The sequence below is a fragment of the Labrenzia sp. ATLA3 genome, from assembly GCF_057180185.1.
The window spans coordinates 22,531-48,879 of the sequence record NZ_JBXUKV010000004.1; the positions used below are offsets into that span (position 1 = coordinate 22,531).

22 protein-coding genes are annotated in these 26,349 nt (G+C 59.1%); 10 read left to right on the forward strand and 12 right to left on the reverse strand.

Annotated elements, in window-relative coordinates:
- Positions 1 to 16: 16 nt before the first annotated feature.
- The 10 genes from cynS to AC2A6O_RS11565 form a co-directional block, all read right to left on the reverse strand.
- A complete protein-coding gene (cynS, locus tag AC2A6O_RS11520; RefSeq protein WP_498927145.1) occupies positions 17 to 466 on the reverse strand; it encodes a cyanase in 450 nt (149 codons plus the stop codon).
- Positions 467 to 475: 9 nt separating this feature from the next.
- The gene (locus tag AC2A6O_RS11525) at positions 476 to 2,209 is read right to left on the reverse strand and encodes a bifunctional protein-serine/threonine kinase/phosphatase (protein ID WP_498927977.1); all 1,734 of its coding nucleotides are present in this window, start codon (positions 2,207 to 2,209) and stop codon (positions 476 to 478) included.
- Positions 2,210 to 2,272: 63 nt separating this feature from the next.
- The gene (locus AC2A6O_RS11530) at positions 2,273 to 3,118 is read right to left on the reverse strand and encodes a formate/nitrite transporter family protein (protein WP_148586573.1); all 846 of its coding nucleotides are present in this window, start codon (positions 3,116 to 3,118) and stop codon (positions 2,273 to 2,275) included.
- A 31-nt stretch (positions 3,119 to 3,149) separates the two neighbouring features.
- The gene (gene nirD, locus AC2A6O_RS11535; RefSeq protein WP_205514258.1) at positions 3,150 to 3,491 is read right to left on the reverse strand and encodes a nitrite reductase small subunit NirD; all 342 of its coding nucleotides are present in this window, start codon (positions 3,489 to 3,491) and stop codon (positions 3,150 to 3,152) included.
- Entirely contained in the window at positions 3,488 to 5,941 is a 2,454-nt protein-coding gene (nirB, locus tag AC2A6O_RS11540; RefSeq protein WP_498927148.1) for a nitrite reductase large subunit NirB, read from the reverse strand. The genes nirD and nirB overlap by 4 nt, the downstream gene beginning before the upstream one ends.
- 17 nt (positions 5,942 to 5,958) lie before the next feature.
- Positions 5,959 to 7,719 (reverse strand): ABC transporter ATP-binding protein, encoded by a 1,761-nt coding sequence (locus AC2A6O_RS11545; RefSeq protein ID WP_498927150.1) that lies wholly within the window; start codon positions 7,717 to 7,719, stop codon positions 5,959 to 5,961.
- A 10-nt stretch (positions 7,720 to 7,729) separates the two neighbouring features.
- Positions 7,730 to 8,812: an ABC transporter permease gene (locus AC2A6O_RS11550; protein WP_148586570.1), complete on the reverse strand. Its 1,083-nt coding sequence runs from the start codon at positions 8,810 to 8,812 to the stop codon at positions 7,730 to 7,732.
- A 96-nt stretch (positions 8,813 to 8,908) separates the two neighbouring features.
- Complete coding sequence (locus AC2A6O_RS11555; protein WP_148586569.1) at positions 8,909 to 10,309, reverse strand: CmpA/NrtA family ABC transporter substrate-binding protein; 1,401 nt, start codon at positions 10,307 to 10,309, stop codon at positions 8,909 to 8,911.
- A 364-nt stretch (positions 10,310 to 10,673) separates the two neighbouring features.
- On the reverse strand, positions 10,674 to 11,783 hold the full coding sequence (locus AC2A6O_RS11560) for a CmpA/NrtA family ABC transporter substrate-binding protein (RefSeq protein ID WP_498927152.1): 1,110 nt from the start codon (positions 11,781 to 11,783) through the stop codon (positions 10,674 to 10,676).
- Between the two features lie 60 nt (positions 11,784 to 11,843).
- The gene (locus AC2A6O_RS11565; protein WP_148586567.1) at positions 11,844 to 12,431 is read right to left on the reverse strand and encodes an ANTAR domain-containing response regulator; all 588 of its coding nucleotides are present in this window, start codon (positions 12,429 to 12,431) and stop codon (positions 11,844 to 11,846) included.
- A 457-nt stretch (positions 12,432 to 12,888) separates the two neighbouring features.
- Here AC2A6O_RS11565 and AC2A6O_RS11570 point away from each other — a divergent pair, with 457 nt between their 5' ends.
- From AC2A6O_RS11570 to AC2A6O_RS11615, 10 genes are all read left to right on the forward strand, one after another.
- The gene (locus AC2A6O_RS11570; protein WP_205514256.1) at positions 12,889 to 13,074 is read left to right on the forward strand and encodes a DUF4089 domain-containing protein; all 186 of its coding nucleotides are present in this window, start codon (positions 12,889 to 12,891) and stop codon (positions 13,072 to 13,074) included.
- Positions 13,071 to 14,483, forward strand: coding sequence for an AtzE family amidohydrolase (locus tag AC2A6O_RS11575; protein ID WP_498927155.1), 1,413 nt, complete (start codon positions 13,071 to 13,073; stop codon positions 14,481 to 14,483). The genes AC2A6O_RS11570 and AC2A6O_RS11575 overlap by 4 nt, the downstream gene beginning before the upstream one ends.
- Before the next feature lie 6 nt (positions 14,484 to 14,489).
- Complete coding sequence (locus AC2A6O_RS11580; protein ID WP_498927157.1) at positions 14,490 to 15,383, forward strand: LysR family transcriptional regulator; 894 nt, start codon at positions 14,490 to 14,492, stop codon at positions 15,381 to 15,383.
- Between the two features lie 190 nt (positions 15,384 to 15,573).
- Positions 15,574 to 16,701 carry a TIGR03364 family FAD-dependent oxidoreductase gene (locus AC2A6O_RS11585; protein ID WP_498927159.1) on the forward strand — a complete coding sequence of 376 codons (1,128 nt, stop codon included), beginning with the start codon at positions 15,574 to 15,576 and terminating at the stop codon, positions 16,699 to 16,701.
- Between the two features lie 9 nt (positions 16,702 to 16,710).
- Positions 16,711 to 17,493, forward strand: a complete 783-nt coding sequence (gene phnX, locus AC2A6O_RS11590) for a phosphonoacetaldehyde hydrolase (RefSeq protein ID WP_498927161.1) — start codon at positions 16,711 to 16,713, stop codon at positions 17,491 to 17,493.
- Positions 17,490 to 18,986 carry a sulfatase-like hydrolase/transferase gene (locus tag AC2A6O_RS11595; RefSeq protein ID WP_498927163.1) on the forward strand — a complete coding sequence of 499 codons (1,497 nt, stop codon included), beginning with the start codon at positions 17,490 to 17,492 and terminating at the stop codon, positions 18,984 to 18,986. Before phnX ends, AC2A6O_RS11595 begins: the two co-directional genes overlap by 4 nt.
- A gap of 90 nt (positions 18,987 to 19,076) precedes the next feature.
- On the forward strand, positions 19,077 to 19,892 hold the full coding sequence (locus AC2A6O_RS11600; RefSeq protein WP_498927165.1) for a trypsin-like serine peptidase: 816 nt from the start codon (positions 19,077 to 19,079) through the stop codon (positions 19,890 to 19,892).
- A 167-nt stretch (positions 19,893 to 20,059) separates the two neighbouring features.
- A complete protein-coding gene (locus AC2A6O_RS11605; protein WP_498927167.1) occupies positions 20,060 to 20,869 on the forward strand; it encodes an NAD kinase in 810 nt (269 codons plus the stop codon).
- A 143-nt stretch (positions 20,870 to 21,012) separates the two neighbouring features.
- A complete protein-coding gene (locus tag AC2A6O_RS11610) occupies positions 21,013 to 21,537 on the forward strand; it encodes an Hpt domain-containing protein (RefSeq protein WP_148586559.1) in 525 nt (174 codons plus the stop codon).
- 108 nt (positions 21,538 to 21,645) lie between these two features.
- Positions 21,646 to 23,403 (forward strand): caspase family protein, encoded by a 1,758-nt coding sequence (locus AC2A6O_RS11615; protein ID WP_498927169.1) that lies wholly within the window; start codon positions 21,646 to 21,648, stop codon positions 23,401 to 23,403.
- Positions 23,404 to 23,659: 256 nt separating this feature from the next.
- On the opposite strand, the gene AC2A6O_RS11620 is transcribed toward AC2A6O_RS11615, so the two are convergent.
- Together AC2A6O_RS11620 and AC2A6O_RS11625 are read right to left on the reverse strand one after the other, a co-directional pair.
- Positions 23,660 to 24,727 carry a DUF2336 domain-containing protein gene (locus AC2A6O_RS11620; RefSeq protein ID WP_209001284.1) on the reverse strand — a complete coding sequence of 356 codons (1,068 nt, stop codon included), beginning with the start codon at positions 24,725 to 24,727 and terminating at the stop codon, positions 23,660 to 23,662.
- A gap of 179 nt (positions 24,728 to 24,906) precedes the next feature.
- On the reverse strand, positions 24,907 to 26,214 hold the full coding sequence (locus AC2A6O_RS11625) for a transglycosylase SLT domain-containing protein (RefSeq protein ID WP_148586557.1): 1,308 nt from the start codon (positions 26,212 to 26,214) through the stop codon (positions 24,907 to 24,909).
- Between the last annotated feature and the right edge of the window lie 135 nt (positions 26,215 to 26,349).

Consider the following 26,349-nt stretch of genomic DNA (forward strand, 5'->3'; position numbering starts at 1 on the left):
TTTCCCGGTTCCTGAATTACCAGGCGTTGTACCCAAGGTATTTTCCGGACATCTCGATTTTCACCCGGTCTCCCTTGGGGTTTTCCACGCGGGTGACCGACATGTCGAAATCGATGGCGGACATGATGCCGTCGCCGAATTTCTCGTGGATCAGCGCCTTGATTGTCGGTCCGTAGACACCGACAATTTCATAAAGACGGTAGATGCAGGGGTCCGTCGGCACTGTCTGCGACCAGATCTTGGTCGGGCTTTCCTGCAGAACCAGAGACGCTTCCTGCGGCAGACCCAGCGTTGACGTGATGGCCTCAGCCTTGTCTTCCGGCATGGCGTTCATGCCCATGGCCGCCGAATGGGTCCAGACCGGCGACATACCGATAGCCTCGGCAATGCCTTCCCAGGTGAGGCCGGCCTGCCGCTTGGCGGACAGGATCATGCTGGTAACGTCTTCACGGGTGAGAGCAGACATTTGGATCTCCTATGGATTGCCGAAAAGTTGGAAGAAGAGGATGGCGCAAAGCACCGCGAGAGCAGCAGAGACGATCTGCCAGAAACGGACTGGATCGCGTTCCGCCAGAGGCACAAAACGGTCGGACGTGAAGGCCGGGTTCGGGCGACGCAGATCTTCAAGAAATGCGCTCAGGGCGTCGTAACGTTTGCCAGGAACCGGATGAACGGCTCGGCAAAGCGCACCGTCGACCCAGTCCGGAACCCGCTCTGTCACAGCCGACGCACTGCGGTAGCGAAGGGCTGCCTGAGCGCGCTCACTCGTTGCTCTGGCAACGGCGGCGCCATAAGGCAGACGGCCGGTCAGCATTTCATAGGCGATGACGCCGAGCGAAAACTGGTCGCTGTATTCTGTGCCGAGATAACCGAGGAACACTTCCGGGGCGGTGTATTGGTGGGTGCCGAGGATCTCGCCCTTGTCGAGAGATGGCGCCGCTTCCATGACACCGGCAATGCGTACAGATCCGAAATCGATGATCTTTACCGTGCCCGAGGCGTCGATCATGATGTTTTCCGGACGCAGGTCCTGATGAACCATCTCCTTGCGGTGAAAGGCCATCAGTCCTCTGGCGACCTGCTCAAGGATGCCACGTACTGTTTCAAGGCTCGGGTGCGGGTTGTCCGTCATCCACTGACGTAGCGTTTGTCCGTTGACGAATTCCGTCGCCAAAAACAGCGTCTGCCGAGCCTGCGGATAGGAGGCAGCCTTCAGCACATGCGGAGAGGCCATCCGGCGGGCAACCCATTCCTCAAGAGCGAAGCGGCGCAGATAATCTTCCTCGCCGCGCAAATCGAGCGAGGGAAACTTGAGGGCGACCGGTTCGCCCGTCTCCTCGTTTTCCGCCAGATAGATATGGCTGCGGCTGGTAGCATGCAGGCCCCGCAGCAGCCTGAACCCTTCATGCTCGCCAGGCACTTTCGGCAGTGGCGCCGGGGGCAAGGTGCCCTCTCCGCTCAGCAGATCTTCAGCGCCCGGGTCCGCGATACCAGTCACCCGGACGATCTGAACAGTCAGATTGTCGTCGCTGCCCGCTTTCAGCGCCTGATCGGCGAGCTCCCTGGCTGTCGTTTCAAGATCCTCACCCGCCAGGAGGGCTTCGGCCATATCCTTTGTGCGCAAGGAACCGTGGACACCATCGGTCGTCAGAAGAAATACATCGCCCGAGTGAATATCGAACGCGGCATAATCGAGATCGATGGTTTGTCCGAGACCAAGAGCCCGACCGAGATAGCTTTCCGTTTCGCTGATACGAACCGTGTGGTCTTCGGTCAGTTGCTCCAGGCTCTGGCCGGAAAGACGCCAGATGCGGCTGTCACCGACATGAAAGAGATGCGCCTTGCGACCTTTCAGGATCAAGGCGGAAAAGGTGCAGACGTGGCCCCGGTCCGGTTCGGCAGCCTGTTTTGTCTGGCTGAAAAGCCACGAATTGGCGGCTGAAATCACCCGGCTCGCCGACGTCTTCACCGACCAGGCTTCCGAGGTGCAATAATAGTCCGTGAGGAAGGATTTGACGGCTGTCTCCGCAGCGATGTGCGCAACCGGACTGGAGGAAATGCCGTCCGCGACTGCAAGCGCAATGCCCTTGTGCACCAGCACCGGGCCCTCCGGCACCACGGCGCCGTGAAAGTCCTGGTTCAGGGCTTTCCGTCCGGCGCAAGAATACTGGCCGGTCTCGACGCTCAGGGCGCTATGTCGGACTTGCATCAGCACGGGAAAAGGGTCCTCCGGAAGAAGCGCTCCGCCGCCAGCGGCGGCGGAGCCTCACACTTATTCGGCAGGCGTTGCGACCGGCGCTTTTTCGTAGCCGGCCTTACGCGAAGGCGAGGTCTTGTAGTGGGTGGCGTAGATCATGCCGCCAACGAAGGTGAGCCCGCCGACCAGGTTGCCGAACACGACCGGAATTTCGTTGTAGGCAAGATAATCGAACCAGGTGAAGTTGCCGCCAAGCATGATGCCGGACGGGAACAGGAACATGTTCACGATGGAATGCTCGAAGCCGAGATAGAAGAACACGAGGATCGGCATCCACATGGCCATGATCTTGCCGGAGACCGAGCTGGACATCATCGCGGCCACGACACCGGTCGACACCATCCAGTTGCACATCACGGCGCGAATGAAGACGGTCAGAAGGCCAGCCCAGCCTGCAGCGGCATAGCCAAGGGTTCGCGCTTCACCGATCTTGCCGATTTTCTGGCCGACAGCGTTCGGCTCCTGGCTGAAGGCCATGGTGAAAATGATCGCCATGAAAACCGCGGTCGTCAGGGCACCGGCAAAGTTACCGGTGAAAACCAGACCCCAGTTGCGGAAGACACCGCCCCAGGTGCAGCCCGGACGTTTTGCGATTACGGCCAGTGGTGCCAGCGTGAACACACCGGTCAGCAGATCGAAGCCCAGCAGGTAGAGCATGCAGAAGCCGACCGGAAACAGCACCGAAGCCGCCAGGAAGTTGCCGGTATTGACGGCAATGGTCACGGAGAAGGCCGCTGCAAGTGCCAGAATGGCACCTGCCATATAGGCACGGATAAGCGTGTCCTTTGTGGACATGAAAATTTTCGATTCGCCCGCATCGATCATTTTCGAGGCAAATTCCTGTGGCGTTACGTATGACATCTGAATTCCTTTCGCGAGAGAGCTCAGCCGGTCAGACGGCTTCGTGTGAGTAGGAAAGATCAATGAGGATTTGGCCGTCTTCCAGACGGACGGGAAAAGCCGCCGTATGGCCTTCGTCGGCCCCTTGCGCAGCTCCGGTCTCCAGGGAAATGACCCAATTGTGCAACGGGCAGGTCACACAGCCGTCATGCACGATCCCCTGACTGAGAGGCCCGTTCTTGTGCGGGCACTTGTCTTCCAGGGCGAAGACATCGTCCTTTGCGGTGCGGAAGACGGCGATGGTCATATCGCCGTTCTTCACGCACCGTGCTCCCTCCCTAGGAACATCTTCGAGGGTACCGATATGAACCCATTTACGAATATCGGCGGTCATTCGGCAGCCTCCTTTGTCAGAACAGCCATCGGCTTGAACTCATGTTTGTCCTTGCCGGAGACACGCTCCGACCACGGATCGACCTGTGCGAATTTCTGGGAGAAGACGAAACGGTCGAAATACGCTTTGCGCATCGCCGCATCGTCCATGATCTGGCGCCGGATCTCGTCCAGCCCGATGCGCTTGGCCCACTTGTAGATCCGCTCCAGGTAATGGCCCTGTTCGCGGTACATCTGTGCAAGCGCGGCAACATGCTCGATTGCCTCATCCTCGGTCTTCACCATGCCGAGAACTTCCGTACCCTTGATGTCGAGACCGGCAGCCCCCGCGAAATGGATCTCGTAACCGCTATCAACGCAGATGATGCCGATGTCTTTGCACGTCGCTTCCGCGCAGTTCCGCGGGCAGCCGGAGACCGCCATCTTCAGCTTCGCGGGCGTCCAGGAGCCCCACATGAATTTTTCCAGCTTGATGCCGAGACCGGTGGAATCCTGCGTACCGAAGCGGCACCAATCCGTACCGACGCAGGTCTTCACAGTCCTGAGGCCCTTGGCATAGGCCTGCCCGGAAACGAACCCGGCCTTGCCAAGGTCTGCCCAGACCGCAGGAAGGTCTTCCTTCTTGATGCCCAGCATGTCGATGCGCTGGCCACCGGTGCATTTCACCGCCGGAATGTTGAACTTGTCGACGACATCGGCAATTGCCCTCAGTTCCTTTGAAGACGTCATGCCGCCCCACATGCGCGGAACGACTGAATAGGTGCCGTCTTTCTGGATGTTGGCGTGGACACGTTCGTTGATGAAACGGGACTGGTAGTCGTCCGCATATTCATCCGGCCAGTCGGAGACCAAATAGTAGTTGAGCGCTGGCCGGCACTTGGCGCAGCCGCCGGACGTGGTCCATTCCAGTTCCTGCATCACGGCCGGAATGGATTTCAATTCCTTGGACTTGATCAGACGGCGAACCTCGTCGTGGCCGAGGTGGGTGCAGCCACACATCGGTGTGACAGCTGCCGGATTATAGGCGTCGCCCAGGGTCACCTGCATCAACTGCTCAACCAGCCCCGTACAGGTGCCGCAGGAGTTGGATGCCTTCGTGTGCGCCCGCACACCGTCCAGGCTCGTCAGGCCCTTTTCCTTGATCGTGGCAACGATCTTTCCCTTGCAAACGCCGTTGCAGCCGCAGATTTCCGCATCATCCGGCAAGGCTGCAACGGCCGCCGTAGGGTCCAGTGGGGTCCCTCCCTGGTAGGCCTGACCAAAGATAAGCGTCTCGCGCATTTCGGAGACGTCGGTCCCTTTCTTCAAAAGGTCGAAGAACCACGGACCGTCGGAGGTTTCGCCGTACAGCACGGCACCGACAATCTTGTTGTCTTTCAGGACAATCCGCTTGTAGACACCGGCCGACGCATCCCGCAGGACGATCTCTTCCCGGTCGTCACCTTCGGAAAAATCACCTGCAGAATAGAGGTCGACACCGGTTACCTTCAGCTTCGTCGCGGTAACGGACCCCTTATACTCGGAAGAACCGCCAAGCAGGTTGTCGGCAATCACCCCCGCCATTTCGTATAGCGGCGCAACAAGGCCGTAGCACATGCCCTGGTGTTCGACGCATTCGCCGAGCGAGAAGATGTCAGCATCGCTTGTGCGCATGTCGTCGCCGACCAGAACACCGCGATTGACGTCCAGCCCGACTGCCCTGGCAAGGTCAGCCGACGGGCGAATGCCAACGGCCATGACAATGATCGAAGCCTCGATCTCGGTTCCATCGTCAAGGCGGATGCCCCTCACCTTGCCGGCATCATCGCCCATAATTTCATGGCTGTTTGCCTTGGTGCGTACATCAATGCCGCGGCGCCTGAATTCCTCCTCGAGCAGAAACCCGGCAGCCGGGTCAAGCTGGCGTTCCATGAGGGTCGGCATCAGGTGCAGAACCGTAACATCCATGCCCTGCATCTTGAGGCCGGCGGCCGCTTCCAGGCCAAGTAACCCACCACCAATGACGACAGCACGGCCGCCGCGCTTGGCGGCATTCAGCATCTTTTCCACGTCATCCAGATCGCGATAGGTCAGAACACCGTCGAGATCCTTCCCCGGAAGCGGGATGATGAAGGGAGACGATCCCGTGGCGATCACCAGCTTGTCGTATGTGACGGTGATGCCCGTGTCCGATGTGACGGTCTTGGCTTGCCGGTCGATCTCGGAAACACGAGCCCCCTTGTGCAGGGTCACACCATGTTCCCCGTACCATTCGTCGCCGTGGGTGATGATATCTTCATAGGTCTTTTCACCCGACAGCACCGGCGACAGCATCAACCGGTTGTAGTTGACCCGCGGCTCCGCATTGAAAATGGTGACCTCAAAGGCGTCCCGGTCTTTTTCAAACAGGTTTTCGAGCATCCGCCCGGGCGCCATGCCGTTACCGACAATGACAAGTTTCTGTTTTGTCATGGCTTTTCTCCAGACTTTCATTCGGCTGCTTCGGCCGCCGCAGATTGACGGGCCATCCGTTTGGCCCGTTTTTCCTGAATGGATTTCAATTGGTCTTCACTGGGATCCGCACCGCCCTCATAGGCTTCCAGGAAGTCCAGAAGCTCCTCGCGGTAGGCGTAGTAATCCGCATGGGCGAGCAGCTCCTTGCGCGAGCGTGGTCGCGGCAGATCCACTTCCATGATGTTGCCGATACGGGCGTTCGGCCCGTTTGACATCATCACCACACGGTCGGCCAGCAGGATGGCCTCATCGACATCGTGCGTGACGCAGACGGCCGTCACCTGGGTGCGTTTCCAGACGTCCATCAGCACGTCCTGCAGCTCCCAGCGGGTCAGGCTGTCGAGCATGCCGAACGGCTCATCCAGAAGCAGAAGCTTTGGTGACAGGGCAAAGGCCCGTGCGATACCAACACGCTGCTTCATGCCGTTGGAAAGCTCGGACGCAGCCTTGTGCATTGCGTCCGACAGGCCGACCTTGGCGAGGTAATATTCGATCACGTCGCGCTTTTCGGACTTGGACGCATCCGGATAGACCTTGTCGACACCCAGTTCGACATTCTCGTAGGCCGTCAGCCAGGGCATCAGGCTTGGCGCCTGGAAGACGACTGCCCGGTCTGGACCGGCCTGGGTGACATGGGTGCCATCAAGAACGATGGCGCCTTCGGTGATCTTGTTGAGCCCGGCCACCATCGACAGGACCGTCGACTTGCCGCACCCCGAGTGGCCGATCAGGGTGATGAACTCGCCCTTCTTCATCTTCAGGTCGAAGCCGTCGACAACCGTCAGCGGCCCCTTTGGGGTCGGATAGACCTTCTTCAACTGCGAGAAGTCGAGATACCGGTCCTGAACCGCGGATTCCGATGCCCGTTCATAGGCCGCCGGAAGCTTGTCCGCAGGCTTGGGCCGCTGGGTGATCGGAACGATGTTCGGCAGGACGATTTCCCGCTCCAGATCCGCCCCGCGCTCAGACCCTGCTTCCATCAGGTATGCGGTGACCTCGGCCCGCAGGCGAATGAAGTCGTCGTCGTGATTGAGTTCGCCTCTGTCTCGCGGCCGCTGAAACGACACCTTGAACTCCGGACCAAGCGTTGCCGGTGTGCCGGGCTTCAACGGAATGATCCGGTCCGCCAGAAGGATCGCTTCATCGACGTCATTGGTGATGAGAACGATGGTCTTCTTTTCCTCGTCGCAGATCGCGGCGAATTCGTCCTGAAGTTTTGCGCGCGTCAGGGCATCTAGCGCCGACAGCGGCTCGTCCAGCAGCAGCAGCTCGGGCTGCATGGCAAGGGCCCGCGCCACGGCCACCCGTTGGCGCATGCCGCCGGAAAGCTCCGACGGCTTGCGGTCCCTGGCATGCCCCAGGCCGACCATCTCGATGTATTTGTCGCAGATCGCCTTGCGCTCGGCCGAGCTCTTCTTCCTGAAAACGCTGTCGACGGCCAGTGCCACATTGCCGAACACCGTTAGCCAGGGCATCAGCGAATAGGACTGGAACACCACGCCGCGATCCGGATGCGGGCCGTCGATTTCCTTGTTCTTGAAGATGATGCCGCCCTTGTCCGGCTCGATCAGACCCGCCAGCAGAGAGATCAGCGTGGTCTTGCCCGTGCCGGAAAAGCCGACAATGGCAATGAACTCACCTTCTTCCACCTTCAGGTTGATGTCATCCAGCACCTGGGTGCGGTCAGCGCCTTCGCCGTAGCTTTTGGAGACGCCGGAGATTTCCAGAAAGGACATATCCGTCTCCTTAGCGATTGGCCGAGAATGTGAAGGCGCGCTGCAAAGCGAACATCAGCCGGTCCAGCATGAAGCCGATGATGCCGATGGTCAGAACCGCGACCATGATCTTGGCGAGTGACTGGGAGGAGCCATTCTGGAATTCGTCCCAGACGAATTTTCCAAGACCCGGGTTCTGGGCCAGCATTTCCGCGGCAATCAGAACCATCCAGCCCACGCCCAGCGACAGGCGCAACCCGGTGAAGATCAGCGGCAGAGACGACGGCAGAACCAGCTTGGTAACGGTCTTCCAGGTCGGCAGTTGCAGAACACGGCCAACATTCATCAGGTCCTTGTCGACCGAGGCGACACCCAGCGCGGTGTTGATCAGTGTCGGCCACATGGAGCAAAGGGTCACGGTGACGGCGGAAATCAGGAGGGATTTCGACAGCCAGTCGACCGGGTTGGCATATGTCGCCGACACGATCATCGTGACGATCGGCAACCAGGCCAGCGGCGACACCGGCTTGAAGATCTGGATCAGCGGGTTGATCGCCCCGTTGAAGGAGCGCGACAGGCCCGACGCAATGCCGAGCGGTACGGAGATCAGCGTTGCGATCAGGAAGCCGAGGCCGACAGTCTTCAGCGACGTGCCGATCTGGTCGAGGTAGGTTGGCTTGCCGGTGTAGTCACGAAACTTGATCTTGTCGGTCTTGCCTTCGGCTTCGTATTTGGCGTTACGCTTATCCTGGCGCTCGTAGAAAGCGGCCGCCTTTTCACGCTCGCGCACATGATCGTCCCAGAGGTTGACCGCCTGGGACCAGACCGCTGCAGGTCCGGGAACGGCGCCAAGCGACGTCTGCACCTGCGGCGCCAACGCCCCCCAGAGGACGAGAAAGGCAATGATGCCCAGCAGCGGGATCACGAGGACACGTTTGAGCTCTCCCAACTGTTCCTTGGGGTTGTCGCCCGCGGCAATCTTCAGGAGAGGCACGGTCCAGGACAGGCCCAGTGCATCCAGCCAGCCGGCGGCCTTGTTGATCCGTGTGAAGAGTTTTTCCCGTCGCGCGGCGCGGGCAAGATCCTGACTGCCTGCGGTATCGGCATTGGCCATGATGGCGATCCTTGTTCGAAGTCTGTCGGTTCGTTCCGAATGAGAAAGAGGGAGCGGCGGGGCTGCTCGACCGCCGCTCCAGTTGGGGGGGAGTTATCAGCCGCCAACAACCTGATTGCCGTCGACCACCTGCTTGCCCTTCAGGCCAATCGGAAGGCTGTCGATGTAGGCGTTCGGCTGTTTGCCGTCGTAGGGAATGCCGTCGATGATGTCCGCCGCGGGGGTCGGAGCACGGTAACCGTCCGTTTCCCAGGGGAAGTCTTCCTTGGCCACATACCCTTCCTCGACCAGCATTTCCGCGGCTTTCAGATAGATGTCCGGGCGATAGACAGACCGCGCAACTTCGTCGTACCAGCTGTCAGGCTTGTACTCGGCAATCTGGCCCCAGCGGCGCATCTGGGTCAGGTACCAGACGGCATCGGAATAGAAGGGATAGGTGGCGTAGTAGCGGTAGAAGACATTGAAGTCAGGAACGTCGCGCTTGTCGCCCTTCTCATATTCGAAGGTGCCGGTCATGGAGTTGGCGATCACTTCCGCGTCCGCACCGACATATTCCGAACGAGACAGGATCTCGACGGCTTCCATGCGGTTTGCATTGTCGTTCTCGTCAAGCCACTTGGCCGCGCGGATCAGCGCCTTGGTGAGAGCAAGCGTTGTGTTCGGATATTCTTCAGTAAATTCCTGCGTCAGACCGAACACCTTTTCCGGATTGTTCTTCCAGATCTCGTAATCGGTGATGACCGGGACGCCGATGCCCTTGAAGACAGCCTGCTGGTTCCAGGGCTCGCCGACGCAATAGCCATAGATGGTGCCTGCTTCCAGCGTTGACGGCATCTGCGGAGGCGGCGTCACGGACAAGAGCGCATCGGCCTGAATCTGGCCGGAAATATCGGACTTGGAATAAAAGCCCGGATTGATATCGCCCGACGCCAGCCAGTAGCGCAGCTCGTAGTTATGGGTGGAAACCGGGAAGACCATGCCCATGTTGAACGGCTTGCCCTCGGACTTGAACTGGTCGACAACCGGCTTCAGTGCCGAAGCCTTGATCGGGTGAACCGGCTTGCCGTCTTCCTGCATTTCCAGGTGCGGCTTCATCATCTCGAAGATTTCGTTGGAAACGGTGATGCCGTTGCCGTTCAGATCCATGGAGAACGGCGTCACGATATGTGCCTTGGTGCCGAAGCCGATGGTGGCAGCCAGCGGCTGGCCAGCCAGCATGTGTGCACCGTCAAGTTCGCCGGTGATCACCCTGTCGAGCAGAACCTTCCAGTTAGCCTGCGGCTCCAGCGTGACAAAGAGGCCTTCGTCCTCGAAGTAGCCAAGCTCATAGGCAACGGCGAGCGGCGCCATGTCTGTCAGTTTGATGAAGCCGAACGTGAGCTCATCCTTTTCGACATCCAGCATCTCGGCATAAGCACTGGAAGCGGACACCAGAGCCGTCGCAGCCATCAGGGCACCAAGTGCGGTCCGGCGGGTGATAGTAAGGGTCTTCTTCATTGTCGCGTCCTGTCCCTCGTTCGTCCTGCGCCATCTTCAGCCGGGCACAGGAGCAAAAAAAAGCCGCCGACCGAACCGCACGAGGGGAGGAGGTCCCATGCGATTCAGATCGGCGGCTTTGCCTGTGCACCCGGCAGTGGGTGCGATATTTGGTGGGCCAACGTCGGCCCTACCCCCTTAAAAGCACGATCTGTGCCAGTTTCAGAAAAATATCTTCTTCCTTTATTTTCAAGGACTTATGATATCAGGAAAATTTGACCACCTGCACAAGGTGCATATTTGGTCAGCGAAGCATGCAGGCAACTGAGTGTTTTTTGTGCATCGCAACCTCACCTGGATTGCTCCAGCCCGTCTGCTTCGACGTTCAGGAACGAGCGTCGTCAAACATCTCTATGGTCGCGTCCGTCGCCACCCCGGTCAGACCCAGCGCTTCCAGATAGACGGTCGGCGAAAACACCTTTTCAACTTCCTTTTCCGCCTGCTCCGACGGCTCCACCTGCCCCCAACGCACCATCTGCTCGTAGAACCATTTGCCATAAACCGGCATAGGCGCTGCCTTGACGCCGCCGGAGAAGGTGAGAAAGTCCGGAACATCCTTGACTGACTGCGGATCCAGCCTGATCCGGCCAGACAGAGCCGCAAGGCAGATTTCAGTGGGACAGGCCAGAAGATCGGGCCTGGCCAGCACCTCTGCCAGCTCCACATTGTTCTTTGGATCCGCGCACCAGTCAGCTGCTGCCGAAAAGGCCCGCATCAGCGCGGCCAGCGTTTCCGGATTGGCTTCGGCCCATTTGCGTGTGACACCAAGTACTTTTTCCGGACTGTCCGGCCAGATCGCCTGTTTGTAAGTGGCAATTCGCCCCGTGCCCGCCACGACAGCCGCCGTGTTCCAGGGCTCACCGACGCAATAGCCGTCAAGCTGGCCTTCAGCCAAGGCGTCCGCCATGACCTGTGGCGCAAGCACCGTGATCTCCGCATCCCGGTCCGGATCGATCCCGGCGGCGGCAAGCCAATAGCGCAATTCATAGGCATGACCTGAAAACGGGTGCACGACACCAAAATGAAGCGGCGGCGCACCAGCCTTCTGCTTTCCGGCGATCACGCGCGCAAGCGCAGCGCCCGTGGATGCAGGATCGCCTTCGGGATCGGCGCCCGCAGCCGCCATATCGGCCCAAAGGACGTTGGACACGGTAATCGCGTTGCCCCCGAGCCCCAGAAGCATGGGGGCAAGCATGGGCACGGCAAGACTGGTCAGGTTGAGGCTGGAGGCAATCGGCATCGGCGCGAGCATATGGGCAACATCGAAATGGCCAACGGAAATCCGGTCGCGGATGTTGGCCCAGGATGTCTCCCGGATCAGCTTGAGTGCAATGCCTTCCTGTTCTGCAAAGCCGAACTCGGCAGCTGCCACGATGACGGCACTATCCAGAAGCGGAATAAATCCTGCGATGACAGGCTTGAGGTTCGTATTCATGATCCTGCAGTCCTCTGGTTGGCCGTTTCTCCCCGTCCGGTCGCTGTTGTTGTCATCGCGTCAGTCTCCCAGCAATCCGCTGGCGATCACAAGGCTCTGTGCCACATCGATGATTTTACGACTCTGGTTCATCGCCGTTCGGCGCAGAAGGTCATAGGCCTCCTGTTCGCTGAGCCCCTTGGATTTCATGAGAATGCCTTTGGCACGGTCGATGGTCTTCCGGTCAGCAAGTTCAGAGCGCACTTCCTCCAGCTCCTCTGTCAGCCTGGAAAACGCGCGGAACCGGCTGATCGCCATGTCCAGGATCGATTTGACCCGTTCCCGCTTCAGTCCGTCGACGATGTAAGCCGATACGCCTGCATCGACGGCCGCCTCGATGGAATTACTGTCCGACTTGTCCACGAACATCGCAATCGGTCGCCGCACCGCCCGCGATACCTGGAACATGTGCTCAAGCTGATCTCGATTCGGGTTCTCCAGATCGATCACAATCACATCCGGATTGATGTCTGAAATCTGGCGAACCAGTCCTTCCATCTGGTGCACGACTATGACTTTGTCGTGCCCGGCATCGCGCAATCCCTGCTCGATGATCGAGGCACGGATCTTGTTGTCATCAATAACCAGAATGGAAAGCCCGCCGCTCATGGCGCCATTATGCGCAGGGCTAGTTTTTATGCAACACAAATGCCGCACTGCAACAACAGCAAAATATGCTTTCAAACCGATCCACGTCCTTGTGAAACAAGCCCAAGGGTTTGGACACATAAATGAAGACGAAATGCATGAGACATAGCGAAACCGCGTCAGGGGGTGTGCGCGGAGCGGGCTTTCTGCCCGGGCAAGCAGGCTGACGACACGCGACGAAGACTTTTTCAGGTCCCCCGAATTGGTCCTTCTCAGGATTGCAGAAGCTTGAAAATGAGCCACATTTCCCACCGTTCCGCGCCTTTACGAAGACCAATCCGCCTAAAACCATTTCATCTTCATTTAAGAGTCCACACCCCGGGGAAGCTCAAATGACAAAAGGCAAAATCTTCTCTGGACAGCGCCCTGCAGCCTTTGAAAGATGCGTTCAGCAAAAATTGGGATGGAGGACAGCGGGATGGCGGACACGTTTGAGCCCAAGGCACATGTAGCCCACATGGAAAAGATGCTGGGTCTGGCGATCGAGGAAGACTGGCGTCCTGTCGTGGAAATGCATATTGCCGCAATCGAAAAAGCTGCCGAAGCGGTACTGGATTTCCCGCTGGAGGATCATGCCGAAGCCGCACCGGTCTTTGTCCCATGAGCCATGAAACCAAGGAATTGAACAGCCTCACCGCGGCTCAGACAGCCGCTGCCGTCAACAGTGGCGACATGAAGGCTCTGGAAGCTGCCTACGCGTCGCTCGAGGCGATAGAAAGCCTCAACCCAAGGGTCAATGCCTTTACCGACGTTCTGGGCGAACGTGCCCTTCTTGAAGCGCGCGCCGTCGATGACGCAGTCGCGGAGGGCCGCAGCCTGCCGCTGGCTGGCGTGCCCTATGCAGTCAAGAACCTGTACGATGTCGAAGGCCTGACCACGCGCGCCGGTGCGAAGATCAACCGCGAAAACCCGCCCGCCACCACCGACGCAACACTGGTGCGCAAACTGAAGGAGGCTGGAGCGATCCTGGTCGGCGCAACGCACATGGGCGAATATGCCTATGATTTCACCGGCGAAAACGCGCACGACGGCATCTGCCGCAACCCTCACGATACAGGCTACATGACTGGTGGCTCGTCCTCCGGTTCTGCGGCGGCAACCGCCGCCGGCATGGTGCCGCTTGCCATGGGATCCGACACCAACGGCTCCATTCGCGTACCGGCCTCGTTCTGCGGCCTGTTCGGCCTGAAGCCGACTTACGGACGCCTTAGCCGCGCGGGAACCTATCCTTTTGTTGGCAGCCTGGACCATCTCGGTCCGCTGACCCGCTCAGCCGAGGACCTGGCCCTGATCTTTGACGTCCTTCAGGGCCATGACCCGGCTGATCCGGCCCAGACGGACCATCCGGAAATTGAAACCCATGCCCGGCTTGCAGAGGACATCGGGCCGCTGCGCATTGCGGTCGCCGGCGGATACTTTCGCGAGAAAGCCCTTCCCGATGCCCTTAATGCCGTTGATCTTGTTGCGCGGGCGCTTGGCGCAAGCCTCGAGATCGACATTCCGGAAGCCGCCCGCGCTCGGGCTGCCGCCTATGTCATCACGGCTGCCGAAGGCTCCACCTTGCATCTCAACCGCATCCTGGAACGGCCCCGGGATTTCGACCCGGAAACGCGTGACCGCTTTCTGGCGGGCACGATGGTGCCGGCCATCTGGGTCCAGCAGGCCCAGCGCTTCCGCAGCTGGTTCCGCGACCTCTTCCGCAAGATCTTCGAAAACGTGGACGTCCTTCTGGCACCCGCAACACCCTTCCCTGCCCTTGCCTCCGGCACCAAGACCTTCACCATCGGTGGTGAAACAATGCCGGCCCGGCCCAACATCGGTCTGTTCACCCAGCCAATCTCCTTTATCGGCCTTCCCGCAGTAACGGTTCCCATCTGGCTGGAAGGTGCAAAATTACCCATCGGCGTTCAGGTCATCGCCCCTGCCTGGCGCGAGGACCTCGCGCTTCGTGTTGCTCACCACCTGGAACAGACGGGGGTCTGCCGCGCACCTGTCGCCAAGATCACGGCCTGAAGCCTGGTGAAGAAGGAACCGGCGCGCACCGTAGGTAACCTGAGTCTGGCGCAGCTGCGTGCGTTGGAAGCTGTGGTGCGCACCGGGAGCTTCACGGAAGCGGCGAAGGAACTCGGCGTTTCACAGCCGTCTATCTCCAATCACATTCAGGGTCTGGAAAGCCGCTTCAAGACAAAGTTGCTGGTAAAAAGCGGCTATTCCGTCTCCGCAACCCCGGCTCTTGCAGCTCTCTTGCCACGTATCAGGGCCTTGCTGGCATTGGCCGGCGATCTGGAAACAGAGCTCTCTCTCCACCGTGCCCTTGCCGCCGGTGAACTCAGGATCGGCTATTCCACATATCAGCTCGCCATCCCGATCATCTCGTCCTTCATGGCAAACCACCCGACAATCGCGATCGAAGCCCGCGCCCTCGCAAGCCAGGACATCGTTGACCTGATCGAAACAGGCTCTCTCGATATCGGCTTCATCACCGGCCGCGAAATTCCGGCAGGCCTCAAAGGGGAATTGATCCTGAAGACGCGCGTTGTTCTGGCAGTTCCTCCAGAGCACCCGTTGACGAAGCGGGAGAATGCTTCCTGGAAAGATGTCGCCGAGCTTCCCCTCCTTCAACGCGAAGGAAGTTCCGGAACCCGCAGACTTTTCGAAGCCGCGGCCACGCTTGCCGGGATAAGGCCAATGACCACACTTGCTCTCGGCTCCTGGGGATCAATAGCAACACTGGTCAGATCCGGCTCGGGTATCGGCGTCGCGCTGGATGCGGAAATCAGTGAGCGAGACGGCTGTGTCGGTGTACCCATTGAAGATGCGAACCTCGACGCGAACCATTTTGCGGTCTGGCAAAAGAACATGGACAAGGTGGCAGCCATAGAGGCCTTTCGCGACGGTTTGCCCACTTCATGACAAGTTGAAGTCACCCATCAATTTATAACTAAAAGCTATATAATCACGCCTTCGATAGATCTCTAACAGCTCCCGTGGTTACTTGCCCCGACACTTTCAAAACCTGGCGCCGGAGTCGTTTCCATCGCCCGCGATGAAAGCGTGGCGCGGACTTTCAAACGTCTCCAACACAATTCCAGAGACCTTCTGCATGAAACAGAGATCCTATGACCTTGCGATCGTTGGCGCCGGAATCGTCGGACTCGCACACGCACTCGCAGCGGTCAGGCGCGGCAAGAAAGTGGTTGTCATTGATCGTGACAAACAGGCCAACGGCGCATCCATCCGCAATTTCGGCTTCGTGACCGTGACAGGCCAACAGGCGGGCGATTGCTGGCAGAAAGCGGCCCGCAGTCGTCAAGTGTGGGCGGAAGTTGCAGAAGCTGCTCGCATTCCGCTGTTGCATGAAGGCCTGACGATGACCGCAAGGCTTCCGGAATCCGAAGCCGTCATCGACGCGTTTCTGAAGACCGAAATGGGAGCGGACTGCCAGCGCCTGACTGCGACCGAAGCTGCGCTCAAGGTTCCACGGTTGCGACAGGACAAGATCACCTGCGCCCTCTATTCCCCTCTGGAAGTGAGGGTGGAATCCAAGGATGCCCTGCCCCGGATTGCCAACTGGTTGGAAGAGGCACATGCGGTCGACTTTCTTTGGCAGACAAGCGTCAATTCCGTCGAAACGCCTAAACTGGAAACCTCCCGCGGAACCGTGCACGCGGAGGCCGTGATAGTCTGCCCCGGCGACGATGGCACGACGCTCTTTTCGGACCGGATTGCCGCCTATGAAGTCACGCGCTGCAAACTCCAGATGTTGCGCGTTGCTCCGCACAAACGCATCAACCTTGGCACCGCCGTCATGTCCGACCTCGGCCTTGCCCGGTACCTTGGCTATGCTGAACTCCCCGAGGCAACTCACTTGAAAACCAGGCTGGACCGGGAGATGGCCGACCATCGAGAGAACGGGATTCATCTGATTGTCGTCCAGTCCGAAGACGGCAGCCTCGTCGTCGGTGACAGCCATCACTACAGCGCCACGCCTGACCCGTTCACCGATAAGATCGTGAACGATTTAATCCTGCATGAGATGGAAACTGTCCTGGATCTCGGACCCTATGACATTTCGGAAACCTGGATCGGCACCTATGCCTCCGCCTCCGACCGTTGGCGCTTTACCGATGCGCCGGACAGCGCCACCCGCATTGTCGTCGTGACGGCCGGTTGCGGCGCTTCAACCGCCTTCGCCATTGGCGAGGAAACAATTGCCGATCTCTATTCGTAAGGAACCAAGATGAGCAAATTCAAAGCCGTGGTCTTCGACTGGGCCGGCACCATGATCGATTTCGGCTCCTTTGCCCCCATGGGTGTCTTCGTAAAAGCGTTCGAGACATTCGGCATCAAGGCAACCATAGACCAGGCACGCGGCCCCATGGGTAAACCCAAATGGGACCATATCCGCTCCATGATGGACGATCCGGACATCAGCGCGCAATGGACCGCCAAATACGGCCATGCGCCAACGGATGCCGATGTCGACAAGGTCTACAAGATCTTCGTGCCGATGAATGAGGACGTCGTTGCCGATTTCGCCGATCTTGTGCCGGGAGCTGCCGATGTGGTCAGGTCGCTTCGCGCCAAGGGCATGAAAATCGGTTCGACCACAGGCTACACACGCTCGATCATGGAACGCGTGCTGCCGAAAGCTGCCCAACAGGGCTATGAACCGGACAACCTCGTTTGTGCCGACGACCTGCCGGAAGGCCGCCCCGGCCCTCTCGGCATGTATAAATGCTTTGTCGATCTGGTCGCCTATCCGCCAAGCGCGGTGATCAAGGTGGATGACACCGAACCCGGCATCGCCGAAGGCGTCGCAGCAGGCTGCCTGACTGTCGGACTTGCCTTGTCCGGCAATTATGCCGGCAAGACACCGGAAGACCTTGCTGCCCTTTCAGAAGATGAGGTTGACGCACTGCGCCAGCATGCCACGGTACAGCTCAGGAAAGCCGGTGCGGATTATGTGATCGATACGGTCGCAGATCTGCCCGCTCTGATCGAGAAACTGGAAGCTGCATGACGCGTCCGAACATCCTGTTGATCACCGCGGACCAATGGCGGGGCGATTGCCTTGGAACCGTTGGTCATCCGGTTGTGCAGACGCCGAACCTGGATGCCTTCGCCGCAACCGCAACCGTCTTCGAGCAGCACTACGCGGCAACGGCCCCCTGCTCGCCTGCGCGGGCATCTCTCTACACTGGGCTTTATCAGATGAACCACCGGGTCGTCTGGAATGGCGCGCCGCTGGATGACCGGTTCGACAATATCGCCCGCGCGGCCCGCCGGGCCGGGTATTCGCCGACACTGTTTGGCTACACCGACACCGCGCCGGATCCGCGCCAGCATCATCCGAACGATCCTGTCCTGTCGACCTACGAAGGCATTCTGCCCGGCTTCCAGGTTCATCAGCCTCTTGCCGAGGATGAAAAGCAATGGCTTTCCTGGATGGCGGCACGCGGCCACGATCCAGCCGGTTTCCCCACCATCCATCATGTGGAACCAGAGGACGGGGAAAAGGTCAGCCTCCGGCCGGCCAGATACTCCAGGGATGAAACCCAGACCGCTTTCCTGACGAATGCTTTCCTCACGTGGCTCGGTGAACAGGAGGAAGACAGGCCGTGGATGGCGCATGTCTCTTACCTGCGCCCGCATCCGCCTATCGCGGTTCCTGCCCCCTATCACACCCTGCATGATCCGGAGGACGGTCCCGGCTTTTCAGGTGCTCCGACCGCAGCCGAAGAAGCCGCATTTCACCCCCTGGTGGCGGCCTTGCAGGATTATCAGCAGCTCGCCTCCCATCTGCCCGGCAGCAAAGATGTCGTACACGATTTGACACCGCGCGATCTGAAACGGCTTCGTGCGCTTTATTACGGCATGATTACCGAAGTGGATGCTCAGCTTGGCCGGATCTTTCAGGCGCTGGAAGCCCTCGACAACACGCTGATCATCTTCACGTCCGATCATGCGGAAATGATGGGCGACCACTGGATGCTTGGCAAAGGCGGATTTTACCGCGAGAGCTATCACATCCCCCTGATGATCCGCCTACCGGGAAAGACCAGCGCGACCCGGGTCACTGCTTTCACATCCTCCACCGACATCTTTCCCACCCTGCTGGATCTGCTGGACGTTGCCCCTGAACACGCCACCGACGGCGCAAGCTTGATGCCATATCTTTCCGGCCAAACGCCTCTCTCCTGGCGCGATGCCGCCTTGTGGGAATTCGACTACCGGCAGCTTCTGAAGAAATGGCCCGGCAAGTTCCCGGCATCTGCCCATGAGGGTTCACCCGCAGCGCTGTGCCGCCTTGGCCGGGACTGGCAATTCGTGCATTTTTCCGGATTGCCGAATATTCTGATGAAGGCGGCCTCCACGCAGGGTGCTCCGGTCAACGAGGCCGCGCAATATCCGGAACAGGTTATTGCCAACCTCAATGCGCTGCTGGGAGCCAGAATGTGCCACAACGACGAAACGTTGGCCCGCTCCCCGGTCTGGGACTACTACCGGGAATAGCCCGGCCTTTCGCCAGTCCGCTTAGGTCCGCATTAAGCTCCGAGCGCCAAGATGAGCCCTTGAGGAGGGGGTTGGAGCATGCAAGCGGCGATGCAAAACAATCGACCTTTTAGATTTGCGGGACGGATAGCACTGCGCGCTATCGCCCTCACCGCACTCGCCCTGCTTTGTTTCAAGCCTGCATCCGCGACGGCAGCCGAACTAAAGGTCATCGACTCGGCGGAGGCTCCCTGGACATCCATCGGCCGTGTCAACTTCGCCGGGTTCAAGTCGACAACCATGTGCACCGGTACGCTGATCGCGCCCGATCTCGTGCTCACCGCCGCCCATTGCCTTTACAACAAATCGACAGGCAGACCGTTGCCGGTTGACGACCTCCTGTTCATCGCCGGTGTTCGCCGGGACGAATACTCTGCCCGCCTGGTTCCTGCTTGCGTGCTCATCGCACAGGGCTACGAACCAGCTCAAAAACCCAAGCTGCAGGACATTCACAAGGACGTCGCCGTCATCGTACTGAAAGAACCAAGCACCTTGCAGCCCGTTTCGGTTCTCGCTCCGGAAGAAGCGGCGATCCTGACCAGGGAGACAAGATTTCAATCCGCCGGCTATCGCCGGAGCCGCCGTTTCCTGCCCACTGTTGTGCCTGCCTGTCGCGTGCTGGGCACCACGGAGGAAAGTTGGGTGACGGATTGCGCTTCGGAAGCAGGCGCGTCTGGCGGGCCCCTTCTGGTCGAAACCCCGAACGGGCTCCGGGTGGCTGGTATCATGTCTGCCAGGATCGATGATCTCCGCTCAGCCATCGTGCCTTTCTACGGATGGCAGGACCTTCTGGCCAATCCGCATTGTCCAGCACAAAGCCCACCTGAAGCCCCGCCCCTCAGACCATCTGTAGATGCGCACGACTGATGCCCGCCCGCCGTGCGAACACTATCCGGACGGAAAAAACAAATTTTCTCTGCACCTCAGCCGGTCGCCCGGTTATGGTGCTACTTCCGTAAGTTCGGTCGGATGCCTTTTCGCAATGCCAGCAGGTTCCGGCCGGCAGACTGTCAGACGCAAAGACTCCCCGGCTCATGTACCAATCCGTGCCTCCTTCCAGTGCCGAACACTTCCGTCCGGTTTCCACCGAGAAGCTTGCCTTTGTAGCCAGCGACACGGAGGAAGCGCTCAAGGCACGCGAAGACCTGTCCGCCCGATACGGCAATGTTCCGGTGGCCGAGGCTGATGTCATTGTGGCGCTTGGTGGCGATGGCCTGATGCTGCAAACGCTTCACAGGCATATGGGCAGCGGCAAGCCGATCTACGGCATGAACCGCGGCTCCGTCGGCTTCCTGATGAACGAATACAAGGAATTCGACCTGAAGGACCGGCTTGCCCTGGCTGACATCACGACCATCCGTCCGTTGGAAATGACGGCGACAACCGCAAACGACATTCATCATGCGCTGGCCATCAATGAGGTTTCATTGCTGCGCCAGACATCGCAGGCCGCCCGGCTGCGCGTATCCGTCGACGGCCGCGTCCGGCTGGAAGAGCTTGTTTGCGACGGCATCATTGTCGCCACTCCCGCCGGAAGCACCGCCTACAATCTTTCTGCACACGGGCCCATCCTGCCGATTACCGCCCAGCTGCTCGCGCTCACCCCGATCAGCGCTTTCCGGCCACGGCGCTGGCGCGGCGCGATCCTGCCCAACGGCGCAAAGGTCGACATCGAGATTCTCGATCCCTTCAAGCGCCCTGTCAGCGCATCGGCGGACCACACAGAAATCCGCAATGTCACCCATGTCGCCGTGCGTGAGGCGCCGGAGGCGGAAGGCGTGATCATGTTTGATTCCGATCACGGCTGGGACGAGCGCATCCTCACAGAAATGTTCCGCTATTAGGGTCAGGGCATCCTTACGGAAACATACTGTTAAGCATGATTGCCGATACTGCGGGGCGCAGGCTCTGGCAAACGGTGCTCAAGACATGCTCTTGGGCGCACTCGATGCCAGACCAAGCCAGGATATAGAGGACATTTGCCGTCATGGCCGACACTGCCAAGGACCAGGAATATGAAATCTTGTCCCCGCCATCGGACTTGCGCAGCAAGGTTCGGGAATTGACGCCCCGCGAGGCGAAGAAGTTCGACCCGGTCAAGGCTGCTGAAGCGGCGCTGGCACGCTTGTCATCCCACTTCGGAACATGGATGGACAACGAAAGCGCCACCCTGCTCCGCGCCTGGGAAGCCGTTCGGACCGAAGGATTGAACGACGAAACCTTGGCTAGCCTGTTTCAGGCCGCGCATAACATCAAGGGCCAGGCCCTGACACTCGGCTTTCCGCTGGTCGGTCAGGCAGCTGCCAGTTTCTGCCACCTGATCGAAACCGTGCCCTCCCCCGACAAGCTGCCCCTGTCTCTTGTCGAACGCTACGTTGAGGCCATTCGTGCCATGGTGGCCGAAGGCGCAAAGGACGAAGCCAACAAGACCGGTGTCGAACTGCTGAAAACCCTGCAAGGGGTAACGGAAGAATATCTTGCACAGTTCCCGCCGCAACCGGACGAAACCTGACGTCTCGCAAGACCGGTTCTCAAACGGCGTTCCTGCAGCAACGTCAAACAGTTGATTGACACAGAATTCAGCCAGACATAGCATTCCGGTTATTCTTGGAGATTGGCCGTGAAACATTTTTTCTGTGTCTTTTTTCTTTTATTGCTGTCTTTGAATTCCGCACAAGCCGAACGAAGAGTAGCCCTCGTGATTGGCAACTCGGGTTACGCCAACGTCGCGGAGTTGAAGAACCCCTATAACGATGCACAGGGCATGTCGGAAAAGCTCAAGGATCTTGGGTTCGATGTGGTGACAGGCCTTGACCTCAGCCTCAGGGACATGCGCCAGACCGTGCGCACCTTCATCAAGAAGCTCGACAAGGCTGATCTTGCCCTGTTCTTCTATGCAGGTCATGGCATTCAGGTAAATGGCGAGAACTATCTTGTCCCAGTCGACGCCCAGCTCGATACCCATCTCGACCTGGATTTCGAAACGCTGCCAGCAAACCTCGTGTTGAATGCCATGGAGCAGAGCACGAAGGTGAACCTGGTCTTTCTGGATGCGTGCCGGAACAATCCCTTCACAGAGAACCTTGCCCGGTCCATGGGAACGCGATCAAGCGCTGTTGGCAGAGGCCTTGCGAAGATCGGATCCGGGGTCGGCTCCCTCATTTCCTTTGCCACGCAGCCGGGAAATGTCGCGCTTGACGGCGACGGTAAAAACAGCCCGTTCACGTCTGCCCTGATCAAGCACCTTGGCACGCCCGGGCAGGACGTCACCCGCGACCTTGTGATGGTGCGTCGGGACGTCCTGGAAGCCACCAAGGGACAGCAGGTCCCCTGGGACAATTCCTCGCTGACAGGTGAAGTCATCCTGAAAGCCGTGGAAGTTGTCGAACCGCCGGAAGAAAAGAAACCGACGATCAACCCGCAGATTGAGCTGACCTATTGGGACAGCATCAAGTCCGGTCAGAATGCCGCTTATTTCGAGACCTATCTGTCTCGCTACCCGGAAGGTCAGTTCGCTGATATCGCGCGGATCCGGATCGACGAAATCAATGCGAAAGCGGAGCGTGACAAGGCCCAGCAGGCCAAGCCGGATACAACGGCCGAGATCACCTACTGGCAGACGATCCAGAACTCGAACAGGCCGGAGATGTTTGAAAGCTACATCACCCGGTATCCCAAGGGGATCTATGCCGACCTTGCCCGGCTGAAAATCGAGTCGATCAAACGCCAGGCCGAAGCCGAAGAGCGCCGAAAGGCCCAAGCCAAGGCACAGGCAGAAGCCCAGACCATCGCTTCGGCGGCGAACACCTCACCTGAAAGAACGGCAACCAAGCCGGCTGACGAAATCACCGTTGCCGCGCTGACACCTGACGAAACACCGGCAAGCGTCTCGCCAGCGCCAGTAACACCGCTCTCGCCTGAGGAACTGGCAACGGCTCTGCAGACCGAGCTCAATCGGGTCGGCTGTTCCGTTGGCCGTGTTGACGGAGACTGGGGTAACAAAAGCCGTCGGGCGCTGAGGACCTACGGGCGGGAAGCGGGCATTGATCTCGCCTCACTCGACCCGAGCCCCGCCATTCTGGATCAACTCAAGAAATCAACCGGACGCGTTTGCCCGCTGACCTGTGGACGGAACCAGGAACTGAAGAACGGCCGCTGTGTTGCAACCAGAAAGCCTGACCCTTCTGGCAACAGCAAGAAGTCGAGCGCACAGACGAAGACCACGGATAACTGTCCGAAGAACCCGTCTGCATACGGCAACAAGGTAATAGGAAAATCTCACGGCCTGGCACGCCAGACCCTTACACACCCCTGCGGCAGAAAGCTCGCTTGCAGAGGTTCCAAGGCAAGTTGGATAAAAACCTGCACCTGGCTATAACCGCGCGGCTGAAGCTTGGTTTTTGAGACACTCTAAGCTGCGTTTTTCCGGCGAGTCCGCGATCTGAAAAAAACCAGGTGCGGCGTGGAGCGTTTTGTGGACAGGCAGGTCCCCGGCTGCGTCTTTTTAGACGGCCTCGAACGGTTGGGGGTGTCAGCTTACATGCAGCCTAACACCTGTCCGTGGTCGCTGCCCGAAAACAAGTGCGCCTCCGAACAGCGACAGACATTGGCTGTTGCCGGATCGCAAAAGCGGCTCAAGCGGCCGCAGTCACCCGTAACCCGCTGTTCTTGACGAGTAGCCGTGCTTCCAGGCGGGCAACGTCGATGGCGAAGCGGCGCAGGAACGCGGCAACGTCTTCGTCCGCCCCCAAGGCACCGTCCTGCATTTCGGACAGCAGCGTTTCCGTCAGCATCCGGGCTTCGTCCAGCGCCAGATCGTAGGTGAAATCGGCATCCGCCTGCCGGGCGATGTCGATCGCCAGCAGGAAGGCCTGGTGCGCGCGCAGAGGCAGACCAGCCTTGCGGAGCATGGCTTGCAGCGCCGACCGGCGAACCGTCACCAGAAGCTTGCACAGCCTCGGCAGCGGCACCTGGCCCAGGTTGGCAAGCGCTGCAGCGAAAAACCGTAACCGGCCACAGCAGACGGCGCGCAGCAACAACCTTGTGGTCAGCTTTCCGTTGAGACGCAGATGCTCGACGAACTCCGGCAGATCATCCGCACCGGCTTCCAGAGCGAGCCGCAGAACGACCTTGTCTTCCGCATCGCTCAGGAAGGTGTGGCGCTGGTTTTCAGGAACCCGCTCCAGCACGATCGGATGATCGTCAAGGTTCTGCGCAAGCCGCATCAACAACTGGTAACGGGTGGTCAGCGGCAGGTCCCGGGTTTTCAGAAGCTGGTCGCATAGATCCGGCCGGTCTTCGAACCTTTGCGCGATACGCAGAAGCGAAGACTGTAGAATACGCGCACTCCTGTTCTCCAGAAGCTGCCTGCAGGCCTGCTCGCAGCCAACCTCACAAATCGCGGCGCACACCGAAGCCGGCAGTCCCTCGCGCGAGGCAATGGCGCATTGAACAGCATCGCTGCCTTCGGCAAGAAGGTCGACCAGCTCAACGTCTGTCAGAATGGGGGAGTTTTTCAGAACCGGCAAAGCCACTTCGTCTACATCGCTTGCAAGGCAACGCACCACATGACCGGGAGCATAGCTACACGACGCGAGCATGTTCGCTATCGCCTTGCGGACGCCGCGGCTGGGATCGTCGAGAAGGATGGTCAGGGCTGCTGCCATGCTGATCTGTTCCTGGCTGCCCGGTTCGGCTGCCAAATAACGGTCCGCGAATTCTTGCGCGGCCCGTATATCCAAGGATCGCTCGTCAACTTCGTTCAGAGGGTGAAAGTCGTATGCATTCATGGCGGTAAAACAATCTTCCCAAGTGTCGAGTGTTAGTCTGACACCAAAGGCTTAACGATCGGTTCACCATAATTTTGCCAGGTTCTCCGGCCTCAGGCCGGAGGTAACAGGTCCTTTTGCTCTTCTTCGGCTTTCTGGCGGAGGAAACGTGTCAGATCCAGCGGTCCACCCTGATTCACCAACGCCAGTTCCTGCGCCTGAACCTGGTTGGAAGCTCCGGACAGGGCGCTGTAACGGGCAGCCTCTTCCACCGCCGCAAAGGCGGATGCGAATCGCGGATTGACGCCAGCCTGGTTCGAAGCCTCATCATTGCGGAAAAGAGCTTCAAAGGGACTGGCCGTTTCCGTCGCCTGGAAAGCGGACAGAACTCTGTCGCCCGCGTCGAAATTCTTGCCGTCGCCAGCAGTCTCACGCGTGTTTTGCGGAACCGGACGATTCGACGTTACCGCCCCGGTGGTCTCTTCCAGAAAGGCGGCGCTCGCCGTTGAGGTTACACTCTCGTTCACGGCCCGCTCTGGCAACGGCACATCGGCCTTCGCCAGTTGAAACAGCTCTTCCTGTGGCAACTGGGGCCCGGCCGAGTCGGCCCTGGCAATCTGCCCCGGCCCCGCGGGCTTGGATCGCATGGCAAAGGCCGCAGCCGGGTCTCCTGCCAGATGATCGAAGGATCTCTGATTGATTGTCGCGGCACCTTCCGCAGGCTTTGCATTGGGAAGGGTCGCAACCTGTCTAAGCTCGCCGGAGGTCCGCAGGTTCTTGTTGGTGCTGGCCTGCGCAATCATCGTCACGGCGTCATGTTTGGAAACGATGACCTCGTAGACTTCCTGCATCGACCGGGCTTTGCCATTGGAATGATAGAAGATCGGCTTGTTGGCGCGGGCTTGAGAGGAAAAAATCTTGTCGGCACGCATGTCAGGGTTGGCATCGGCGGCCCCAATCAGTCTGCTGGCCCCATTTGCCCCGAGAAAATGAGCCATATAGAGCTCGCCATCGGTTGGAGCGCGCCCGATTCTGCGCTCCAGATACTGGGCGTTTTTCTGTGTAAGCGCCCCTGCCATCATCGAGGAGATTTCCGGGTCCTTGCGCAGCTCGAGAATTTCCCGCCGCATTTGCGGGTCGCTCACATAGAACTTTCCGTTTCTGGATCGTTGAATCTGATCAGAGTATTTATCAAGACCGTGTTTCGGACCAGCTTCCTTCATTGTTTCCAGCCAGGTGGATTCAATGAATTGGAACAACCCGGTGGCGCTGGATGTCCTGGCCTTTGCCGTGGGGTTGAATGACGATTCTCGCGCAGCTGTCTTGACCAGATAGTCGAATGACGTACCCGTTGATGTACTGGCAGACTGAAACGCAAGCTCGATCCTAGACGCGATCGAGGCGGTGTCAGCAACTCGCATGACCCTGTCTCCTCGACGGAACCAAATTATCACTTCGTTAACCTTCAGCGTTAACTTTCACGCTCAAAAGGTTAACAAAACCTTAACAACACACAGGCAGTGATCTAGGCAACTACAGGCGGGTCTTTTTTCTTT